This window comes from Oligoflexus sp., from assembly GCF_035712445.1.
Lineage (GTDB): Bacteria > Bdellovibrionota_B > Oligoflexia > Oligoflexales > Oligoflexaceae > Oligoflexus.
Genome location: NZ_DASTAT010000013.1, coordinates 1 through 19,182 on the forward strand (window position 1 = coordinate 1; position 19,182 = coordinate 19,182).

General features: G+C 54.6%; 14 protein-coding genes and 1 pseudogene. 9 read left to right on the forward strand and 6 right to left on the reverse strand.

The window, feature by feature from the left end; translation table 11 throughout:
- Together VFO10_RS01680 and VFO10_RS01685 are read right to left on the reverse strand one after the other, a co-directional pair.
- Positions 1-666: pseudogene (locus VFO10_RS01680) on the reverse strand (thiol oxidoreductase); the annotation flags it as partial.
- Positions 667-701: 35 nt separating this feature from the next.
- Positions 702-1,709: a glycosyl hydrolase family 17 protein gene (locus tag VFO10_RS01685; RefSeq protein WP_325136931.1), complete on the reverse strand. Its 1,008-nt coding sequence runs from the start codon at positions 1,707-1,709 to the stop codon at positions 702-704.
- Positions 1,710-2,037: 328 nt separating this feature from the next.
- Between VFO10_RS01685 and VFO10_RS01690 the strand changes: the two genes are divergently transcribed.
- The 9 genes from VFO10_RS01690 to VFO10_RS01730 are packed head-to-tail and all read left to right on the forward strand — an operon-like array spanning position 2,038 to position 13,612.
- Positions 2,038-2,844 carry an ABC transporter ATP-binding protein gene (locus VFO10_RS01690; RefSeq protein ID WP_325136932.1) on the forward strand — a complete coding sequence of 269 codons (807 nt, stop codon included), beginning with the start codon at positions 2,038-2,040 and terminating at the stop codon, positions 2,842-2,844.
- Entirely contained in the window at positions 2,841-4,193 is a 1,353-nt protein-coding gene (locus VFO10_RS01695; protein WP_325136933.1) for a GH1 family beta-glucosidase, read from the forward strand. The genes VFO10_RS01690 and VFO10_RS01695 overlap by 4 nt, the downstream gene beginning before the upstream one ends.
- Entirely contained in the window at positions 4,190-7,303 is a 3,114-nt protein-coding gene (locus VFO10_RS01700) for a glycoside hydrolase family 2 TIM barrel-domain containing protein (protein ID WP_325136934.1), read from the forward strand. The genes VFO10_RS01695 and VFO10_RS01700 overlap by 4 nt, the downstream gene beginning before the upstream one ends.
- Positions 7,284-7,877 carry a hypothetical protein gene (locus VFO10_RS01705; RefSeq protein ID WP_325136935.1) on the forward strand — a complete coding sequence of 198 codons (594 nt, stop codon included), beginning with the start codon at positions 7,284-7,286 and terminating at the stop codon, positions 7,875-7,877. The genes VFO10_RS01700 and VFO10_RS01705 overlap by 20 nt, the downstream gene beginning before the upstream one ends.
- A 17-nt stretch (positions 7,878-7,894) precedes the next feature.
- Positions 7,895-9,148, forward strand: a complete 1,254-nt coding sequence (locus tag VFO10_RS01710; RefSeq protein WP_325136936.1) for an ROK family transcriptional regulator — start codon at positions 7,895-7,897, stop codon at positions 9,146-9,148.
- A complete protein-coding gene (locus tag VFO10_RS01715; protein WP_325136937.1) occupies positions 9,132-10,793 on the forward strand; it encodes an ABC transporter substrate-binding protein in 1,662 nt (553 codons plus the stop codon). The genes VFO10_RS01710 and VFO10_RS01715 overlap by 17 nt, the downstream gene beginning before the upstream one ends.
- Positions 10,794-10,795: 2 nt before the next feature.
- On the forward strand, positions 10,796-11,776 hold the full coding sequence (locus tag VFO10_RS01720; protein ID WP_325136938.1) for an ABC transporter permease: 981 nt from the start codon (positions 10,796-10,798) through the stop codon (positions 11,774-11,776).
- 1 nt (position 11,777) lies between these two features.
- The gene (locus VFO10_RS01725; protein ID WP_325136939.1) at positions 11,778-12,665 is read left to right on the forward strand and encodes an ABC transporter permease; all 888 of its coding nucleotides are present in this window, start codon (positions 11,778-11,780) and stop codon (positions 12,663-12,665) included.
- Positions 12,665-13,612 carry an ABC transporter ATP-binding protein gene (locus VFO10_RS01730; protein WP_325136940.1) on the forward strand — a complete coding sequence of 316 codons (948 nt, stop codon included), beginning with the start codon at positions 12,665-12,667 and terminating at the stop codon, positions 13,610-13,612. The genes VFO10_RS01725 and VFO10_RS01730 overlap by 1 nt, the downstream gene beginning before the upstream one ends.
- Here VFO10_RS01730 and VFO10_RS01735 read toward each other — a convergent pair.
- From VFO10_RS01735 to glpK, 4 genes are all read right to left on the reverse strand, one after another.
- Entirely contained in the window at positions 13,606-14,319 is a 714-nt protein-coding gene (locus VFO10_RS01735) for a hypothetical protein (protein WP_325136941.1), read from the reverse strand. The two genes, VFO10_RS01730 and VFO10_RS01735, sit on opposite strands and share 7 nt — an antisense overlap.
- A gap of 323 nt (positions 14,320-14,642) precedes the next feature.
- Entirely contained in the window at positions 14,643-15,296 is a 654-nt protein-coding gene (locus VFO10_RS01740) for a hypothetical protein (RefSeq protein ID WP_325136942.1), read from the reverse strand.
- Between the two features lie 162 nt (positions 15,297-15,458).
- The gene (locus VFO10_RS01745) at positions 15,459-17,435 is read right to left on the reverse strand and encodes a hypothetical protein (RefSeq protein WP_325136943.1); all 1,977 of its coding nucleotides are present in this window, start codon (positions 17,433-17,435) and stop codon (positions 15,459-15,461) included.
- Between the two features lie 178 nt (positions 17,436-17,613).
- The gene (gene glpK / locus VFO10_RS01750) at positions 17,614-19,140 is read right to left on the reverse strand and encodes a glycerol kinase GlpK (RefSeq protein ID WP_325136944.1); all 1,527 of its coding nucleotides are present in this window, start codon (positions 19,138-19,140) and stop codon (positions 17,614-17,616) included.
- Positions 19,141-19,182 lie beyond the last annotated feature (42 nt).

Genomic DNA, 19,182 nt, shown 5'->3' on the forward strand with positions numbered 1-19,182 from the left:
GGCTTTCCACGGTTCCACGCGAACCGTGGGGATCGTGGTCGCGCCTCCTGCATAGCGCAGGGGATGAGGCGTGCCGTCGGGGCGATCCGGATCATCAATGATAAGGCCCGGTGTTCCAATGCGGACCCGGAAAAATTCAGAATAATAGGCGGAGATGTTATGAGGGTTGGCCATCTTCTGCTTCTGCCAAAGATCGAAGCCCTCATTCATGAAAAAGCGGAATTCAAAGGTTAAAACAGAGCCTGGCTTCATGCGGTCGCGAAACGCCGAGAATTCCCCCGGTCCCAGTTCAGCCGTGAAGGTTTTAAAATCGCCGACCGTCGTCATGCGAATATTCAGTGCGAATTTGCTGCGCTCCGTTTCACTGCCGGCATTGGGACTGCCGATGTAGACAGCGGAAAAATCCGGGCCGCGGGTCGGGATCGCATCCTGGGGCCACTCGGTGTAAAAGGTGAAGCGCATGCGATTGTCACCATCAGGAGTCCAGTCCTCGACTTTAAAATGCGCCTGACGCCCCTCCCAATAGAAGGGATTATACTTGGAAAAATCCATATCATTTTCATGACGCCGCCTCGGTCGGATGGAACCTTCCGTGACAGCCACGGCGTCCGCCTGCGTTTCCCATAAACTCAGCAGCAGAAGCAACCCGGAACTTAAACGTTTCATACTGTACCCCCCTAAATTTTACGGCCAAGGAACTCTTACGGAATCAAATCAGGATAAAGGCTTTTCACAGCCAATTTCGGGCGACGGTCTTTGGTAAAAAGACCCCAGTGTTTCTCGGGTTCCTGAGGATCCGGGCCTCCCTTCCAATCCTCATCAAAGGCTTCAAAGAAAAATATGGGTATGCCCTGGTTCTGGCTCCAGGCACTCATCTCCTTGAAATAGCGGTCCTGGGCGGATTCATGAGCCAAGGCCAGCGGAATGCCGACTCCGTTCGTGACAGTGGCCCAGCCTGTCTCACCGATGGCGATCGGTTTTTGCGGATGACGCTGCCGGACGCTTTCATAATTCTGCTGGGCAAAGGCCAGCGCGCCGTCGATGTCCTTTTGTTCCCAAATCGGGTAGCTGTGGATGGTAATGAAATCCAAATGCTCGACAAGCTCATCAAGGCCTTTTTGAAAAGGCACATAGTTATCAGCGACCGTAACAGGCGCTTTGACTGCAGCCTTCACGCGCTTCACATAAGCGACCACGGAATCCACCGGCACTTTGTGATCGGTCCAGTCCACCAGGATTTCATTGCCGACGCTGATGGCCGTGACCAGGGACGGATAGGCCTTCGCCAAAGCAATGGCCTGATCCACTTCGGTCTGATTGTCCGCGCGATTTTTTTGAAGCTCGGCCTCCGCATGGATTCCGCCCCAGGGACAGGCGGGATTGCTGACCTCGGCCTTGAGCCAGGCGCCCAGCATGACCGTGAGAGGCAGTTTTTCCTGGTCAATGACGCGCAAAACAGCTGCGCTCTGCGGGCCGCTTCCATAGAGCCGAATGGTATTCCAGTGACGGCTGAGCAGTTTTAGATCCTCGCTTAACTGGGCTTCCGTTGGTTCCGCACGCCCTGGCCCCTGGCCGCTGCGATAGCCGGAATAGGAAATGGCTTTCACGCTGTCCGTCGGAAAGATCTTTAAAGGCGCTGAGGAAGCGGCGCAGCTGAGAGCGAGGCATGAACAGCCACCGAGCAGCAGTTTCAGTATCCACGTTTGCATGTAATCCTCCATGCTGTGTCGAATTCATGATTGTACTTATACCAAACAAAATGGTGACGACGGCAAGCGGTTTTGCGACCGCAGGGTCCTTACATTTTATAAATACGAACCAGGCAGTCATTCTGTAGTTTCGAATTTTGAACGCACGCGGATTCCGAAATCCTTACGAAAAGCCTATTAAAATAGACTAAAAATAGCGAAGTGGTGCTATGTGCGCTGAGTCCTGGGATTTAGTTCTCAATGAGAACTTGATTTGTCCAAATGGTGGGATTAGTAGTTAATCAAAACAAAATGGTCTTAAGGTTGAAAAAGCCTGGAGTGACCCGTTATGGAGCTTTTGCGTCTCTGCCACATTACAAGAACCTATCAATCCAGCGGACTGATGCGCCGGCGCTCGGCCGTTGAGGCATTACGGGACGTCTCCTTTCACGTCAACGCTGGTGAGATTGTCGGGCTGATCGGAGCCTCGGGCAGTGGCAAGAGCACCCTAGGCCGCATCATCCTGCGACTCGAAAAAGCCGATCGTGGCGAACTTTGGCTGAATGGCTGCGAGGTCTTTCAGTCAGAGCGCCGGGCTGCGTCTTATGCCTATCGTTCGCTGGTGCAGATGATCTTCCAGGATCCTTTCGCATCTCTGAATCCCGCGCATACCGTGGCCTATCATCTGGAGCGTCCCCTTCTGCGTCATGGCCTTGTCACGCGTGGCGAGCTGCAGAAGCGCGTCCATGAACTGTTGCACATGGTGGGGCTTACTCCAGTTGAAAGGATGGCCAGCGCCTATCCTTACGCCCTGTCCGGCGGACAAAGGCAGCGGGTGGCCATCGCTCGCGCCCTGGCTGTGAACCCGAAGCTTATCGTAGCGGATGAACCGACCTCCATGCTCGATGTTTCCATTCGCATGGATATTTTGAATCTGCTCGCGCGTCTGCGTCGGGAGCAAGGTCTCGCTCTGCTTCTGATCACACACGATCTCGCCAGTGCGCGTTACCTGACTGATCGCCTTATCGTCCTGAACAAGGGCGTGATCGTGGAAAGCGGTCCGACGGACGAGGTGATCGCTCATCCCCGTGATCCCTATACGGCTCTCCTATTGGATGCCATCCGTAACCCCAGGTTGGAAAGAAGACCCTCATGAATTGGAAAGCGTTTCCTCAGGATTTTCTCTTTGGTGCCGCGACATCGTCCTTTCAGATTGAAGGGGCAACCGATGTCGATGGCCGCAGTGCTTCGATCTGGGATCAATTCTGTTTGGAAGAAGGGCGTATTGCGGATGGCAGCGATGGACGCCGGGCCTGCGAACATTATCTTCGCTATCGGGATGATGTCGCTCTTATGAAAAGGCTGAATCTTCAGGCCTATCGCTTTTCCTTAGCCTGGCCGCGGGTCATGCCGCGTGGAACAGGTCCGATCAATGAAAAGGGGATCACGTTCTACGAGCGCCTCGTGGATGAGCTGCTCGGTGCCGGGATCGAGCCCTGGGTGACGCTCTATCACTGGGATTTGCCGGCCGTGCTCGGAGAGCGCGGCGGCTGGCTCAATCGTGACATCACACAGCATTTCGCCGAGTACACGGAAAAAATGGTCGCACGCCTCGGCGATCGCGTGAAGCATTGGATCACACATAATGAACCCTGGTGCATTGCGACCCTGGGTTACAGGAAGGGTGAGCATGCGCCTGGCCTGAAGGATCCCCGGTCGGGATGGATCGCTGCCCATCATGTTCTTCTTTCGCACGGGCTGGCCATGCAGGCCATCCGCAGCGCGCGTTCCGATCTGCAGGCCGGGATCGTTTTGAATCTGACGCCCGGATATGCGGCTTCCGATTCCCTGCCGGATCAGGAGGCCCTGCGACGCTTTGATGGAGGCTTCAATCGCTGGTATCTCGATCCTGTTTTCAAGGGTTCACTGCCCTCTGACATGATCGCCGAGGTGGAAGAGGAGTGCGGAGGAGCGTTGGACTTTGTTCATAGTGGTGACCTTTCGCTTATGCGGCAGGACATGGACTTTCTTGGCATCAATTACTATTCGCGTGGGATCCTGCGCGGTGCAGAGGACGCTGCGGGGCAAAAGCCGCCTCAGGTGATCCTGGATCCCGTCGACCTTACCGATATGGGCTGGGAAGTTGCGCCTCAAGGTCTCACCGACCTCCTTCTGCTTGTGCAGAACGAATATCAACCGAAAGCCCTTTATATCACGGAAAATGGCGCTGCCTATGATGAAGCGCCGGATGCCAGCGGCCGCATTCGCGATGATCGGCGCATTCGCTATCTTAAAAAACATGCCGCGGCGATGCTGGAGGCTTTGGAGCAGGGCGTGAATCTTAAAGGCTACTTTCAATGGTCGCTGCTCGACAATTTTGAGTGGGCTTATGGCTATCAAAAACGCTTCGGCATGGTTTGGGTTGATTATGAAACTCAAGAGCGGACACCCAAGGACAGTGCCTACTGGTATCGCGACCTGATTCAGCAAAGGATAATTCCATGAGGCCCCTCCTGCTTTTATTGAGTCTGATGTTTTTGCCCAGCCTGGCCCTGGCGGCTCCGCGTTTCACGGTTCAGCAGGATGAGAAAGGGGCCCGCGTTTTGCGGGATGGCGAGCCTTTCTTGATCAAAGGTGTTAACTGGGGATCCATTCCGGTTGGTGAAAATTATTCCTATGACCTGTGGACGCGATCGGATGCCGATATTCGCGCGGTTCTGGATGTGGAAATGCCGCTTCTTAAGAACATGGGCGTGAACGCAATCCGACAGTTCGCCATGATTCCTCCACGCTGGGTGACTTACATTTACGAGACCTATGGCATTCACACGCTTATGAATCACCTGATGGGACGCTATGGTTTCACTGTGGATGGTGTTCCGCAGTCGCCTGTCGATTATTCGGATCCTCGTCTGCGGGAGGCTATAAAAAAAGACGTTCTGGCTATGGTGGAGAGCTATAAAAATACGCCCGGTGTCCTGTTTTGGATGCTCGGGAATGAAAATAACTATGGCCTCGCCTGGACATCGAGCGAGATTGAAAATCTTCCCCAGGGCGAGCGCGATGGAGCGAAGGCCCGATATCTTTACAGTCTTTTTGGAGAAATCGCAGCCGCCATCAAGGCGAACGATCCGCAGCGTCTGGTCACGATCTGCAACGGTGACCTTCTGTACCTTGACCTGATTGCCAAGGAAGCCCCGGCTATCGACCTGCTGGGCGTCAATGTCTATCGCGGGAAGACGGCCACGGATCTTTTTACCCGCGTCAAATCCGGACTCGGAAAACCCGTATTTTTCAGCGAATTTGGAGCTGATGCCTTCAATGCCCGCAGTGGACGTGAAGATGGGGTGGCGCAGGCGGAATTTTTAAAGAGTCAGTGGCTCGATATCTATCAGAATAGTTATGGCCATGGCGGGGCTGGCAACGCGGTCGGTGGTTTTGTTTTTCAGTGGTCCGACGAATGGTGGAAGTATAAGCAGACGGAAAACCTTGCCGTTCATGATCAAACCGCTTCCTGGTCGAATCAGGGCTATGCCTATGATTTTCAGGAGGGCTCGAACAACATGAACGAGGAATGGTTTGGCATCATGGCCAAAAGCAAAAATGATGCGCGGGGCCGTTATCAGCTGACGCCAAGGCCTGCTTATTTCATGCTGCGCGATATCTTCGCTTTGAATCCCTATGCCGTCGAACGCAGCAGCTGGGAGACCAGGATAATGGATATGCAGCCCCAGGCCTATGAGCCTCAAGCGGCTGCCTTGCGGGCCGCCGGGCGACTCGTGGACGTCGAGAAATTCTTTTTGAAAAGCGGAAACATTCACCTTGAATCCATCCAGAGTTCCGGTCGCAATACGAACAAGGGCACGCGGGAAGGCTGGTCATCCGATGATCATATGGAATCGGTGACTTTGGAATGGGGCTGGCGCCCGGACCCGCGCCTGGAAGCCAGTGCAGCGATTCATGTGCTGGGGCATGTTGCGGAAAACAAGATGGATGAAATCTTTTATGAGAACCGCGGCCGACCCGTCAAGGTCAAGGGCGAGGATGGCAAGTATGTGACTCTGAATGATCGCGAACGGGTGAAGCTCCACCGCGCCTGGTTTGAATGGAACGAGGATGCCTTTAAACTGGAAGGTTTCTACCGCGCGCCGCACGGGCACTGGGCGGATGAAGGCGACTTCTTCGGTTTCTTCCAGGAAACCTATGATATGGCCGGTATTGATCGCTATAACTCGGATGCGCCGAATGGCTTTGTTTTTAGCGGTAAATCGCAGCTGGAGGGGCTTAAGATAGCGCTCGGACCTCAGATTTACTGGGGCGCCAAGCCCATGGCTATCGTGAAATATACCGGCCAGCTCGCAGATCTGAATTATACCGTGATGCATCAGGAAGCCTTTGCCGAGCAAAAATCGGTCGCCACGAGCGCCCTGACCGATCCGGGTGGTCGAGCGGGGCGGTCGAGCGTCAGTTTTAAAACCGGATTCTTCGGTTTGAAAAGTGAATGGGGCCTTCTGCAGTCCGGCCGCGAACGTATTGGTGATCGCTACGTGAAAACGGAAGAGACGGATAGCGCAGGATATAACGGTTCAAAATATGAAGTGACCGAAGGATCGTCCGTGAAGACTGCGGATACGCTCGCTGGAAAATTCCGCCTCATCCAGAGCAGAGGGCCCTTGCCTTGGTATCTTCAAGGAGCCTATCGCGGACTCGTGGCCAACGGTGGACCGGATAGTTCGATCGTTCTGACCAAATGGTCGCTCAAGCCTTCAGAACGCGGCAACCAGTATAACGTCGCGGCTGGGTTTTCCGCAGGATCAGGAGCGTTTAGCGTCGCGCCCCAGATCGTTTATCAAAAGCCTTTGGTCGGTCCCATTCCGCATGATCCTCTTTTGAATACGGACCAGTTCGATGCGGCGACGGGAACTTATACCGCAGGTCTTCGCCCACGCAATCTTTTGAATGATACCTTCGCGGTTTTGGATAACCGTGAAATGCTCGGGGCAGAGCTTCTTTTTGTGTTCGACCCCACACCGGACAGCTGGTTTTTCGCCTGGGATAATGATGATCGTGAGTCAGCTCCCTTTGCGGCGAGTCTTGATCTCATCTATCGACGTTTTCCCACCAGCCGCGACAGCAGCATTGGCGTCCTGGCTGATGGAACCGTCTTTGCTTTTGCATCCGCGCCACCGGCTGCCAATCTTTGGGACGCTGTCTTCCGCGCTGTTCAGGTCCTATCCCCTGGACTTCGGATGATCCACCAGGTTTACGGCGGCACAGGGCAGGCCAACGGTGACAGCCAGCGACTTATCAAACGCTATGGCCTTGGCAGCACTCTGCGCTGGCAACGCCTGCAGGCCCAGCTTATCACCAAATGGAACGATTGGGGTCCATACGATTACTATCGTGACTATAACCTGACCTTTCCTTTTCAAGGACAGATCTCTCTTGCCTATGGTTTGGAGCCTTTCCGCGTTGATCGCCCCATCAGCCAGGTGGGAATGCGTTATCAGATGCGGACTTTGGATGAGCATTCACCGCGATTCCCCTACGCGCCGGGATCGGGAAAACATGGCGATGAACAGGAGTGGACAACTTATGTCGACATCAATATTTAAGTCTCTGTGTGTGCTGGCCTTGCTGCTGGCAAGCTGCGGCAGTCCGAAAGGCGGCGGGGACAAGCTGGAGCCTCTTTCCCTGGAAAATACGGCCTTGCCCGCGCTCGAAGATGGGGCCGGCGTTTATCCCAGCACCTCGATCTTGAAGGATGACCAGAATCCCTTTACCCGGCTCGCCGTAAGCCCGGCGCAGCGCTGGAGCATTACAGGCTGGGCCATGGAAGCAGGCGCTCCGGCCGCACGCCTGGCCGCCATGTTCTATGCCTGGGCCACCGAATTGGCGATCGCCCGCAGTGGTGAAAGTCAATTTCAAACGGCCATGGCTCTGCGCGCTTTATCCGCTCATGAAAGTTTGAGCGAGGAGCAGCGGACGCTTTACCGAAACGCTGCAATTCAGGCTTATCAATCCATGCTCGACAATTTTAAAGATAGCGTCGGCTATACAGCTGAAGGATACTCCTATCGTTTGGTACCGCTGGCTTTTTACGCCATTCGTGACCTGGGCGGAACCCCTCAGGGGCGTTGGGTCGAAACAGTCGACCCATACGGCAACAAAATCGTCGTGGAAATCTAATGCAAAGGACCAAGGGAATGGAAACAGTCGACGCATCCCATCTGCGAACCATCAACAGCACCACGCTTTTGCGCATGATTTGGCAGGAGCAGGAGATTTCCCGTGCAGATATTTCGCGCATGACAGGCATGAGCCGTTCCTCTGTTTCCGCCATCGTTGCGGAACTTTTGGAACGCGATCTGGTGAGCGAGCAAGGCGTACGGCATTCGACGAGCGGACGCCGGCCGATGATGCTCTCGTTTCACAGTGATGCCTATTCGATTATCGGTGTGGATATCGGAGCCACTCATGTGGCATTTGCCCTGATCAACCTGAAGGGCATGATACGGGAATCGCGTTTTCGTCGCTGCCCCGTTCAGAATGAGCCGCAGCAAACCATGCAGCTGATCGTGGAAACGATTGAATCCATGAAAGAGGCGGCCGCGCAGGATCAGTGCCCTGTGATCGGAATTGGTCTGGGTTTGCCTTGCCCTGTGCATCCTGATGAGGAGCATTCCCCGATTCATGAGGGCATCCTGCCGGCCTGGAAGGGCTGGAATCCCCGCACCATTTTGCGGGAACGCTTTGGTTTGCCGGTGCTCTTTGAAAACGACGCCAACCTTGGGGCCCTGGCCGAACTCTGGTGGGCCAAGGAACCTGAACGCAAAAATCTTGCCTTCATCAAACTCGGGACGGGTTTGGGTGCCGGTCTGATTTTGAATGGCCACATTCATCGCGGGCGCTATGGACTGGCTGGGGAAATCGGACACATGCTGGTGCATCTTGTTCCGGGTGAAAGCAATCAGAACCTGAATGATGTGCTGGGCAGCGGGAGTGTGCTCAAACGGGCCCAGGACGTGGGTCGGCATAATCCTTTCAGTATGCTGTCCGGCTCTCAGCTGACCATGCAGCGCTGGATGGAAGCGGTTCTGGCCAATGACCCTGCAGCGGAACAGATTTTTGATGAAGCGACCTTTGCCCTGGGGGCCGCTCTTTCCAACCTGCTCGTCATGCTGGATCTTGATTCCATTGTCTTGACGGGAAGCATGAGCCTCTTAGGGGATCGTGTGCTGGATAAAGTGCGGGAGGTCATTCGTCAGCATTTGATCTGGAGTGATCTGCATTCGATTCCTTTGCGCTGGAGTCAGCTGGGGGAGCATCATATCGCTCTGGGAGCCGCGACCATGATACTGGAGAAAGCCATGAATGATCTCTCATGGTTTCCTTTGAAAGGAGTCGCACGGGAAAACTGGGATCAGGAAGAGGATGTCAACCATGCGAGCCCTCATTAGTGTTTTGGCCTCTTGTGTGATTCTGCTCCAAGGCTGTGTGCCGCGGAGCGAAAAAGAGGGGCGGCGGGTACTGGCGATCTCTGTTGGAAACCAAACGTCCCTGATGCGCAACTTCAATCCGCTGCTCACCTCGGGCAGTGCTCGCGAATTTACCAACGGCGCCATTTACGAGCCGCTTTTTGTTTATAACCGCATGAAGGGTGAATTCATTCCCTGGCTGGCGACAGCCTATGCGTGGGAAGGCGAGGACTTTCGCCGTCTTCGGATGACGATTCGGGATACTGTGCTCTGGTCGGATGGTCAGCCTTTACGGGCGCAGGATGTGGTTTTCACATTTCAGCTTTTGAAGAAATTTCCGGCCCTGGACGCCGGTGGTGTCTGGAGCTTTTTATCCGATGTGGAAAGCTCAGGCTCGCGGGATGTGGTTTTTTCGATGCAGCGTACTTATACACCGGGCCTTGCGACCTTAGCGAATCAGACGATCGTTCCGGAACATATCTGGAGCAGGATCCCGGATCCGGTTCAGTTTGCCAATCCCGATCCTGTGGGCACGGGACCTTTTACTGAAGTGAGGCTATTCGAGGACCAGGTTTTTGAACTGGGACGCAATCCGCGTTACTGGCAGAAGGGAAAACCTTCGATTGAAGGCCTACGTTTTCCAGCTTTTTCCAGCAATGATCAGGCGAACCTTGCGCTTTTGCACGGTGAAGTCGACCTGGCCGGTAACTTCATGCCGGCTGTGGATCGGGTCTTTGTTCAGAAAGATCCGCAACATCATCACTACTGGTTTCCTCTCGTAGGGCCCATGATTTTTCTTTATCTGAATACGCAGGATGAACCCTTTCAAAGTGTCAGCATGCGCAAGGCCATCAGCATGGGCATTGATCGCGAACGTATTGCTGATGTCGCCATGTACCGCTATACCGAGCCGCCTCATGCTTCGGGTTTAACAGATGCCTATAAGCGCTGGCGCAAGGATCCTGCGCCCGAGCAAAAGCAGTGGCTGGACTATCATCCGAATGCAGCCATCGAGATTTTAGAGAAGGAAGGCTGGAAAAAAGATCGTGACGGAAAAAGGCGCAATGCCGCGGGGCAGCTTCTCACTTTGGAAATCACCGTCGTGAACGGCTGGTCGGATTGGGTCCGTGCGGCCCAGATCATCGCCACCCAGCTGCAGGAGCTTGGAATTGATGCGAAGGTCAAGGCCCGGGATTTTGGATCCTGGTTTGAAGGCCTGCAGAAGGGCCAGTTTCAAGGCTCGATCAGCTGGTCGAGTGAGAGCACGGATCCTTATGGATTCTATCGGTGGATCATGGATGCGCGCACTGTAAAAGCCAAGGATGAGCTGGCCCCCGGGAACTGGCACCGCTATGCCGATGCGCAGGCGACGAAACTCCTTGAAGAATGGGAGCGAACTGTGGATGCCGCGCGGCAGCGGGAGATTTCCTATGAGCTGCAGGATATTTTCATGAGCGAAGCACCGGCGATTCCGCTTTTTCCGGCACCGGCCTGGGGTCTTTACAATAGTGCTTATTTTGAAGGCTTTCCGACGGCTGAAAATCCCTATGCCGCTCTTTCGCCGAATTTTCGCCCGGAGATTCTTCTGCTTTTGAATGAAGTCAAACCACGGCAGCGAGGATACTGATCATGCTCCACCTTGTGAGACGACTTGGTTTCTATGCTCTGGCCGCATGGCTTTCGATCACGATCAATTTTTTTCTGCCGCGTTTGGCTCCGGGGGATCCGGCCAGCCTTATTTTTGCCCGCTTTCAGGGACAGCTGAAGCCCGAGGCGCTGGAAGCTCTGAAACAGGTTTTTGGTTTGACCGATGCCCCGCTTTATCAGCAGTACTTCACCTATCTCAAACATCTCTTGCAAGGCGATTTCGGTATCTCGGTGGTTTACTATCCCTCGCGGGTTGTCGATGTGATCGGCCAGGGTTTTCAATGGACTCTTTTTTTGGCGGGTACAGCTGTCCTGATCAGTTTTGTTTTGGGAACAGGACTTGGCATCGTGGCCGCGGCCAAACGCGGATCGTGGCTGGACAGTGTGCTGCCGCCCGTCCTGGCTTTCTTTGGAGCTTTTCCTTACTTTTGGTTTGCGATGCTCCTTCTTTATCTTCTGGCCTTTCGCATGGGCTGGTTTCCTTTGGGTCATGCGATGAGCGCTGACCTTGCTCATGCCGGCTTTTTCACAAGGCTTTATGATGTGATCAGTCATGCCTTCCTTCCGGCCCTGTCCATCGTCCTGGCCACCATCGGCGGCTGGATGCTGAGCATGCGCAATGCGATGATGGGAGCCATGGGCCAGGATTATGTGGCTCTGGCGGAAGCCAAAGGGCTTTCGCGCTTTCGCATCATCTGGCGTTATGCGGCGCGCAATGCGCTCCTGCCTAACATGACAGGATTTGGAATGGCGCTTGGTTTTGTGATGGGCGGATCGCTTCTGACGGAAGTGGTTTTTTCCTATCCGGGTCAGGGATTCCTTTTGGTGCAGGCTGTTCGCAGCCAGGATTTTCCCCTGATGCAGGGACTCTTTCTGATGATTACGCTGGCTGTTTTGCTCGCAAACTGGCTGGTGGATCTTTTTACGACACTACTGGATCCAAGGATTCGTCTCGGGGGTTGATATGCTCGGTCGACTGCTGTCACAGAAAAAATCCCTTTGGGGTTTGGCTATCCTGATCTTCTTTGCGCTGCTCACAATTCTGGGGCCTTTTTTCACTGTGGATCCCAGGGCATTTTTAGGAACGCCGCTGCAGCCACCGTCTCAAGAATTCTGGTTGGGAACAACGGGTCAGGGGCAGGATGTCTGGGCCCAGATGGTCGTCGGAGGACGGCATTCGCTGTTTTCTGCTTTGGCCATTGGTGCAGGAACGACTTTGATCGGGGCCCTGCTTGGACTGGCTGCTGCCTACTGGGGTGGACTTGTGGATGAAGTCATATCCCTCGTCAGCAACATCTTTCTCGTCATTCCCGGTTTGCCGCTGGCGATTGTCGTGGCGGCTTATCTTCCGAGCGGCACACTGACCATTGCCTTGGTGCTGATTGCGACGGGCTGGGCCTGGAATGCGCGGGTTTTTCGGGCTCAGGCTTTGAGTTTACGGCAAAGGGATTTTGTCGCCGCAGCGATTGTGGGCGGTGAATCGAGCCTGCGCCTCATGCTCTTTGAAATACTTCCGAACATGGCTTCGCTCTTATTATCGACGTTTTTAGGGGCGATGATCTATGCCTTGGGAGCCCAGGTCGGGCTGGAATTTCTTGGGCTTGGTGACATCAGCGCCATAACCTGGGGCACCAACCTTTATTGGGCGAGCAATGATGCGGCGCTCATGACCGAAAGCTGGTGGACCTTCGTTCCCACCGGAGTTTGCATTGCGCTTCTGGGTTTCGCCCTGGCTCTTTTGAACTTTGCGATTGATGAGATCGCAGATCCACGGCTGCAGGTGCAGAAGGCCTGGCGCCGCCGTGTGGGTCATGCTGATCCTGGTTTAACTCCTGTGGTGAGGACGGCGTGATGATGCAGATTGAAAATCTTTCCATCATGATGGCAGATGCGGCAGGTCCTGTGCCGATCATCGAGAATCTCAGCCTTGATATTCGTCCCGGGGAAATCCTCGGCCTTGCGGGAGAATCCGGCTGCGGGAAATCCACGCTGGCAAAAGCGATACTCCGCATCCTGCCGCCACCCGCTTATATCAGCAGCGGCCGCATCATTTATCGTGGTCAGGACATTTTGGATCTCGGCCCCCAGGAGATGAGGGCCTTTCGCTGGCGTGATGTCGCCATGGTCTTTCAAAATGCTTTGAATGCTTTGAATCCTGTTTTGACGATTCGCGAGCAGCTTCTGGATACCTTGAACGCGCATCGGAGCATGCCGCGACATGAAGCGGAAGCCCTGGCCCTGAGCTGGCTGGCACGCGTGGGTTTGGAAGGCAGGCATCTGCATGCGTATCCGCATGAATTGTCCGGCGGCATGCGGCAGCGGGTGATGATAGCCATGGCTCTTCTTTTGGAAGCTCCGCTCCTGATTCTGGATGAACCGACCACGGCGCTGGATGTGATTGTGCAGCGCGAAATTCTTCAGACTCTGGTGAAGCTGCAGGGTGAGCAGAAATTTTCCGTGCTTTTTGTGACTCATGATCTGCCTTTGATGACAGCTTTCTGTGATCGCATTGCGATTCTTTATGCGGGCCAGATTGTGGAGTGTGGACCCAGTGAAGAGATTGCTGCGCGCGCCCAGCATCCTTATACGCGGGGGTTGATGGCGTCTTTTCCTTCCCTTGATGGACGGCGCATACAGAAACGGGGTATTCCCGGTTACCCACCTGGATTTATCAGCCGGAGACAGGGCTGTTCGTTCAGGCCGCGCTGCGCGGTATCCTGTGCGGAAGGCGCTATGAGGCAACCTGTCTTGCGTTCTGTTTCTCAAACGCATCAGGTTGCCTGCCATGATATTCAGTAAGTGGCGAAGGGATCTCTTTGGGAGACGGCACAAGCCCGGGCTTCACCGGCCTGCGCACAGGCTTTCACTGTGCCGGTTTCCTTATTGATGCTGGTCGTGGCGCCATCGGATGGTGGAGTCTTGGCTCGTGCGACGGCCTTGCCGGCTTTGGCGGTGGCTGTGACCTGGCCGGTTTCCTCGTCACGATGCACAGTGGCGGAAACATCGGGGCGTGATTCGGCTTTGCTGACGGAATCACCGGCTTTGGCGACGGCCTTGCTGCCTTCGGTGGCATCCGCCTTGGCTGTTGCGGATGATGTACCCGCCGTGGCTGTGGCCTCCACTTCGAAGATTTCTGTCATTTCCTTTTCATCCATTTGATAGACGATGGTTTCGACCATGGGCTCTTCTGCGGAAGAAACGGGAGCCTCGGAAACGGATGCATCCAACATGGGTTTATCACGGCATTCACAAACGCCGCCTTGGGTATTGGGAAAGGGGCTGCGATCAGACCATGTGCCGGTCCACAGGGCATCCTGCTCGTCACAGGTCACGGGGCAAAGATTTAAGGCGTCCGTGCGCGTGCTCACTTTTTCTTCGTTGACGATGAAGAAGGGCGAGGCCTCGGCGCTGATGGCTTCTTTTTTTACGGGTAAACTGGGTCTCTCGACTTGTTTGCAGTGAAAGAAGAAGACAGTCAGAGGCAGAATTTTCCAGATGGCGTTCATGAGTCACTCCTGGTTTAGGCCGAGCTTGCGATGATGGAACACGGTGGTATTCGCAAGAAGTGCTCCGGAGAGGAGCACTCTTTAATTATCTGATAATATTATGGTTTTAAGATGGGCTGGCATCCCCTGGCAGTCGCGTATGCAGAGAAATTTAGGGAGTGTCGGGCTTAAGTGTTAGATAAGTTTGAGGAAATAGAGTCTGTTGAAACGGGCATGGGTCGGTCTTGATCTCCATGCCACGCTTGTTACTGTAAGATCCCATGTTCAAAGACAAAATACAGAATCTCTGTCTGAGAGAGTTGAAGTCTTTGGAACGTTTGAACTCAGAGTTTAATACCGCAGGTCAGAGCCAGCTCCTGGCCTTCCAGAACAACATCGCGGATTTTGGATTTGCCCGAACCTTCCATGAAGCTTGGAATTTTCCAGGAGCTTTTCAGCGTCCCGCGGCCGGGACTCAGCGTGTTGGTATACTTATACTCAAAGCCGATATCGACTTGATCCAGTTGAAAACTGGCGCCCAGACCCAGATCTCCATTCACGATCGGGGTATAGCGGGCCTGGACGCGAGTATACGGAGTGCTTTCAAAATGCTGTGTCAGCTGCTGACGGGAAACGCCGGCCAGCATATAGAATTTTCCGTTGGCCGTATGGGCGAAGTTAATGCGGGTAAAACCATTGGCGACGGTTTGATTCAGTTCATTCCCGGGGGTCGGATTGTAGCGGGCAAAGCTCACGCCCAGACCGAATTCCACAGTTTCATCCACAGGCGCAATCAAACCAAAGCCGAGGCCAGCCGTATTAAAAAAGGCCTCGCTCATGTTTTCTTCGTAGTTCATATCTCCAAAGATTTCACTGGTTACGCGACCGGCATCAATGCGCAGGTTGGAGTGAAAGGCGCGGGTTTCGAACTGAACCTGAGCCGTGGCGGAAGAGGCCGCCAGAGCGGATAAGAGGGCAGCTGCGAGCAAGGATTTCATGAGCTTCTCCGGACTGAGTCGAATGTGATGATAGCCCCTTTTGAGGCTGCGACATGAGACGGTCCGGGGTCGTGAGATATTGCAAGGCGAGGACAAAAAGCTGATGGTATGCCCAAAAGGCTCTGATAATGAAAAACCCGGCTGGGGCCGGGTTCCGAGGTTTCACTGAGGTTTTTGTGACTTCGCGTAATCGAGGGTCTGTCTGATCAGCTTCCGATGCCCCGAGCTGGCCACCGTCTTATTCGCAAGATACTCCTTGCAGATTGTAATCAGATCATCCCAACGCCCGACCTCCACATAATAGCTGAGCAATGTGTTCAGCGCTGCTTCACCCTGCTCAGTTTTGGGAGCGAGCTTCACAAGACCATCGAAGCGGCGCATGGCATCTTCGTAATGACCAAACTCGAAAAGTGTTTGAGCGGCTGTGTAAAGAGCTGGGATATTCTGTTCATCTTCTGGCCAGTTTTTATAGAAGAAGTCTATCTTCTCGATCAGCGTTGTTTTGGTCTTGGTGAGAGGCACGGGATTTTTCGCTTTGCCTGGCTCAGGCAGTTTAGGCACTGCCTGCGTCGAGTCCCAGCTGGCCGCAGCCACCACGAGGCTATAGGCTGCGTCCCGACGATGCTCACTCTTCGTATCGTTGGCGATTTTGGTCAGAAGCTGGATGGCGCGTTCCATCTCGCCGTTTTGAAAGACGAGCAGGGCATAGTTGTAGCGCGCTTCATCCTGCGCATCACTGTTGGGATACCAGTCCATGAAAAGATCATAGTAGCTCTTGCTGATCACCATCAGCTTGCTGGCATCATAGACGGGCTGGCCTTTGACCGCTTTGGGAGGCGGCTGCGAGCCCATTTTTTCCGCTTCCTGCTGAATCTTCGAGGCGGTCAGGATCAGGTGGTTGGACAACTGCTTTTGATAGCTTTCGACCAGAAGCTTGTCCTTCTGCCATTCCTTCATCCAGGGGCTTTCTTCGTCAAAGAGTCCGCGAATTTTTTTGTAGCCTTCGAGGACCTTATCAAAGCTGCGGGTTTGGATGAAAAGATCAATCTGGCTCATGAGGTCACGAGGATAGTAGCGGCTCTCGACTTCCTGAGGAAGGTATTCGGCAAAGGCCGATTCGGCGAGCTTGCTGTCACCATCGCGAATCGCATCGACAGCCAGGTAAACGAGATAGGTGTGATAGGCGGGCTTGGGTTTATTCTCTTCGAAATACTTCTGGACCTCAGCTTTGGGTGTGCGCATTTCGGCAAAGACCCAGGCGAGGTCAACCGCGGCTTCCTCTTTGAGTTTAAAAGCCGGCTTGTAGGCATCCCAGTCATTCATCAGCTTATGGGTCAGACGCAGGGCCACAGCAGCTTTTTCAAGGCCGGCCATGCGTTTGGCGTTATCTTTTTCGTTCTGGGTGCGCATGATGTGAACCCAGGCGAGCTTATAGATTGCATAGGGACGGACGGGGGTCAGCTTGTTGTCCATGATGGACTTCAGTAGGCCCTCGGCTTTTTCATATTCCTTCAGCTGGAAATAATATTCAGCCAGCGCAAGGTTTACGTGGGGTAGGAAGCTGGAATTGGGGAAACGTTTTTTGAATTGGTCGAGGAAGAGAAAGAGGTTGGAATTCTGCGTACGCGCGAGCAGGCGGATCAGAAGATACTGATTGCGGTCCTGTTCGAAGGTGTAGTTGTTGACAAGGTTTCGCGCGAATCCCACGGTTTTAAAGGAGTGGGATTCGATTTCAGACTGCTTCGGGATTTTGCTGCGGGCGGTCACGTCCTGAAGGCGCCAGTCTTTGGATTTGAAGAAAAGATCGCGCTCGGCCATCAGGCGTTGATAGGTCGAGATTTTCAGCGAGGTCTCGACCAGCTGTTTGGCCAGAAGGAACCCGCCGCCGGCGCTTTCCTTGGTCAGGTCGATCTCTTCCAGTTTTTTTAATTCGGCGATCTGTTTGGCTTGCGCTTCCTGCAGATCCTCAAAATCTTCATCGACGTTCACGTCCGAAAGGAAGTCCTCATGATCTTCATAACGCGGGGCCGCGGCGTAGATATCCTCGGCCCAATGGCGAACGTCGGGACGCATGCGATCCGAACGGATGGAACCATTCAGCAAGGACGAGGCGATAAGTCCCAGGGCAATCGCTTTCATATTCAACCCACGATATAGCAAATGGAGTGTTGGATCACTCCATTATGCCTGATTTCAGGTTTAGGGGCAAAGAGACGCTGGAGCCTCGGGGATCAGGGTTAGGGGCAAAGAGAGGCTGGAGCCTCGGGGATTAGGTGCAAAGCACGCCTGATCCCCAGGAGGCTTCGGGCAAAGGACGCTAGGCTTGTGGCTGGGCCCCAACCTCGGCATCACGCGCCCAGCCGGATGCGTGTTTGATCGCCGCTTTCCACATCCCGTAGAGCCGGCGTCTTTCGCTTTCCTGCATCCGGGGCTCGTAACGTACATCCTTTTGCCAAAGGCCCTTGAGGGCATCCATATGCGGGAAAAATCCGGTGGCGAGGCCGGCGAAGTATGCGGCGCCCATGGCTGTGGATTCCAGGCAGCGCGGGCGGACCACGGCGGCTGCGAGAAGATCAGCCTGAAACTGCATGAGCTGTGGGTTGGCCGAGGCTCCACCATCGACACGCAGTTCCTTGAGCGGGATATTCGCATCGGCGCGCATGGCCTCGACCACATCACGGGTCTGATAGGCGATCGCTTCCAAAGCCGCGCGGGCAATGTGCTCGCGTCCGGTGCCGCGCGTCAGGCCGATGATGGTACCGCGTGCATAGGGATCCCAGTAGGGAGCGCCGAGTCCAGTGAAGGCCGGGACGAAGTACACGCCGCCGTTGTCCTTCGCTTTCGCGGCCAGGGCTTCGATATCCTTGGAATTGGCAATCAGACCAAGTCCATCACGCAGCCACTGCACAACCGCGCCGCCGATGAAAACCGAACCTTCCAGAGCATAGGTGGTTTCCTTGCCCAAGCGCCAGGCGACTGTGGTCAGGAGTTTATTCTGCGAGGTGATGGGTTTGTTCCCAGTGTTGAGGACGAGAAAGCAGCCCGTTCCATAGGTGTTCTTCATCATCCCCGGTTCGATGCAGAGTTGCCCGAAAAGAGCGGCCTGCTGATCGCCTGCGACGCCGGCTATGGGTGCGGCGTGACCGAAAAGGTCTTTATCCATGTTTCCATATACTTCGCTCGAAGATTTCACTTCGGGCAGCATGGACTTTGGAATTTCAAAAAGATCGAGCAGCTCCTGATCCCAGCTTCCATTATGAATGTTATAGAGCATGGTGCGGCTCGCGTTGGTGGCATCGGTCGCATGCACCTGACCGCGGGTCAGATTCCAAATCAGCCAGCTGTCGACCGTGCCCGCGGCGAGTTCCCCGCGCTGGGCCTTATCCCGCGCGCCCGGAATTTTTTCAAGCAGCCAGCGGATTTTCGAGGCTGAAAAATAGGCATCGATGACAAGCCCGGTCTTGCTCTGAATGCGTTCACTCAATCCCTGGGCTTTCAATTGTTCGCAGTAAGCGGCGGTTCGTCGATCCTGCCAGACGATGGCGTTGGCAATGGGACGGCCGGTCTTGCGATCCCACACGATGGTGGTTTCCCTTTGATTGGTGATGCCGACGCCGACAAGCCGATCCTGACCGCTCAGTTTTGTGAGAAGGTCCTTCACGACCTTGGCCTGCGAATCCCAGATTTCCTGGGCATCATGCTCGACCCAGCCTGGTTCCGGGTAAATCTGACGGAATTCCTGCTGAGCCATGCCGGCCACCTGGCCTTGCTGGTCGATCAAGAGGGCGCGTGAGCTGGTGGTGCCCTGGTCAAGAGCCAGAAGATAGCTGTTTCCGGTCGCCATGAGAGTGCCTCCCGTTGTGTCTTGCCGTTGCTTTGAATTTCT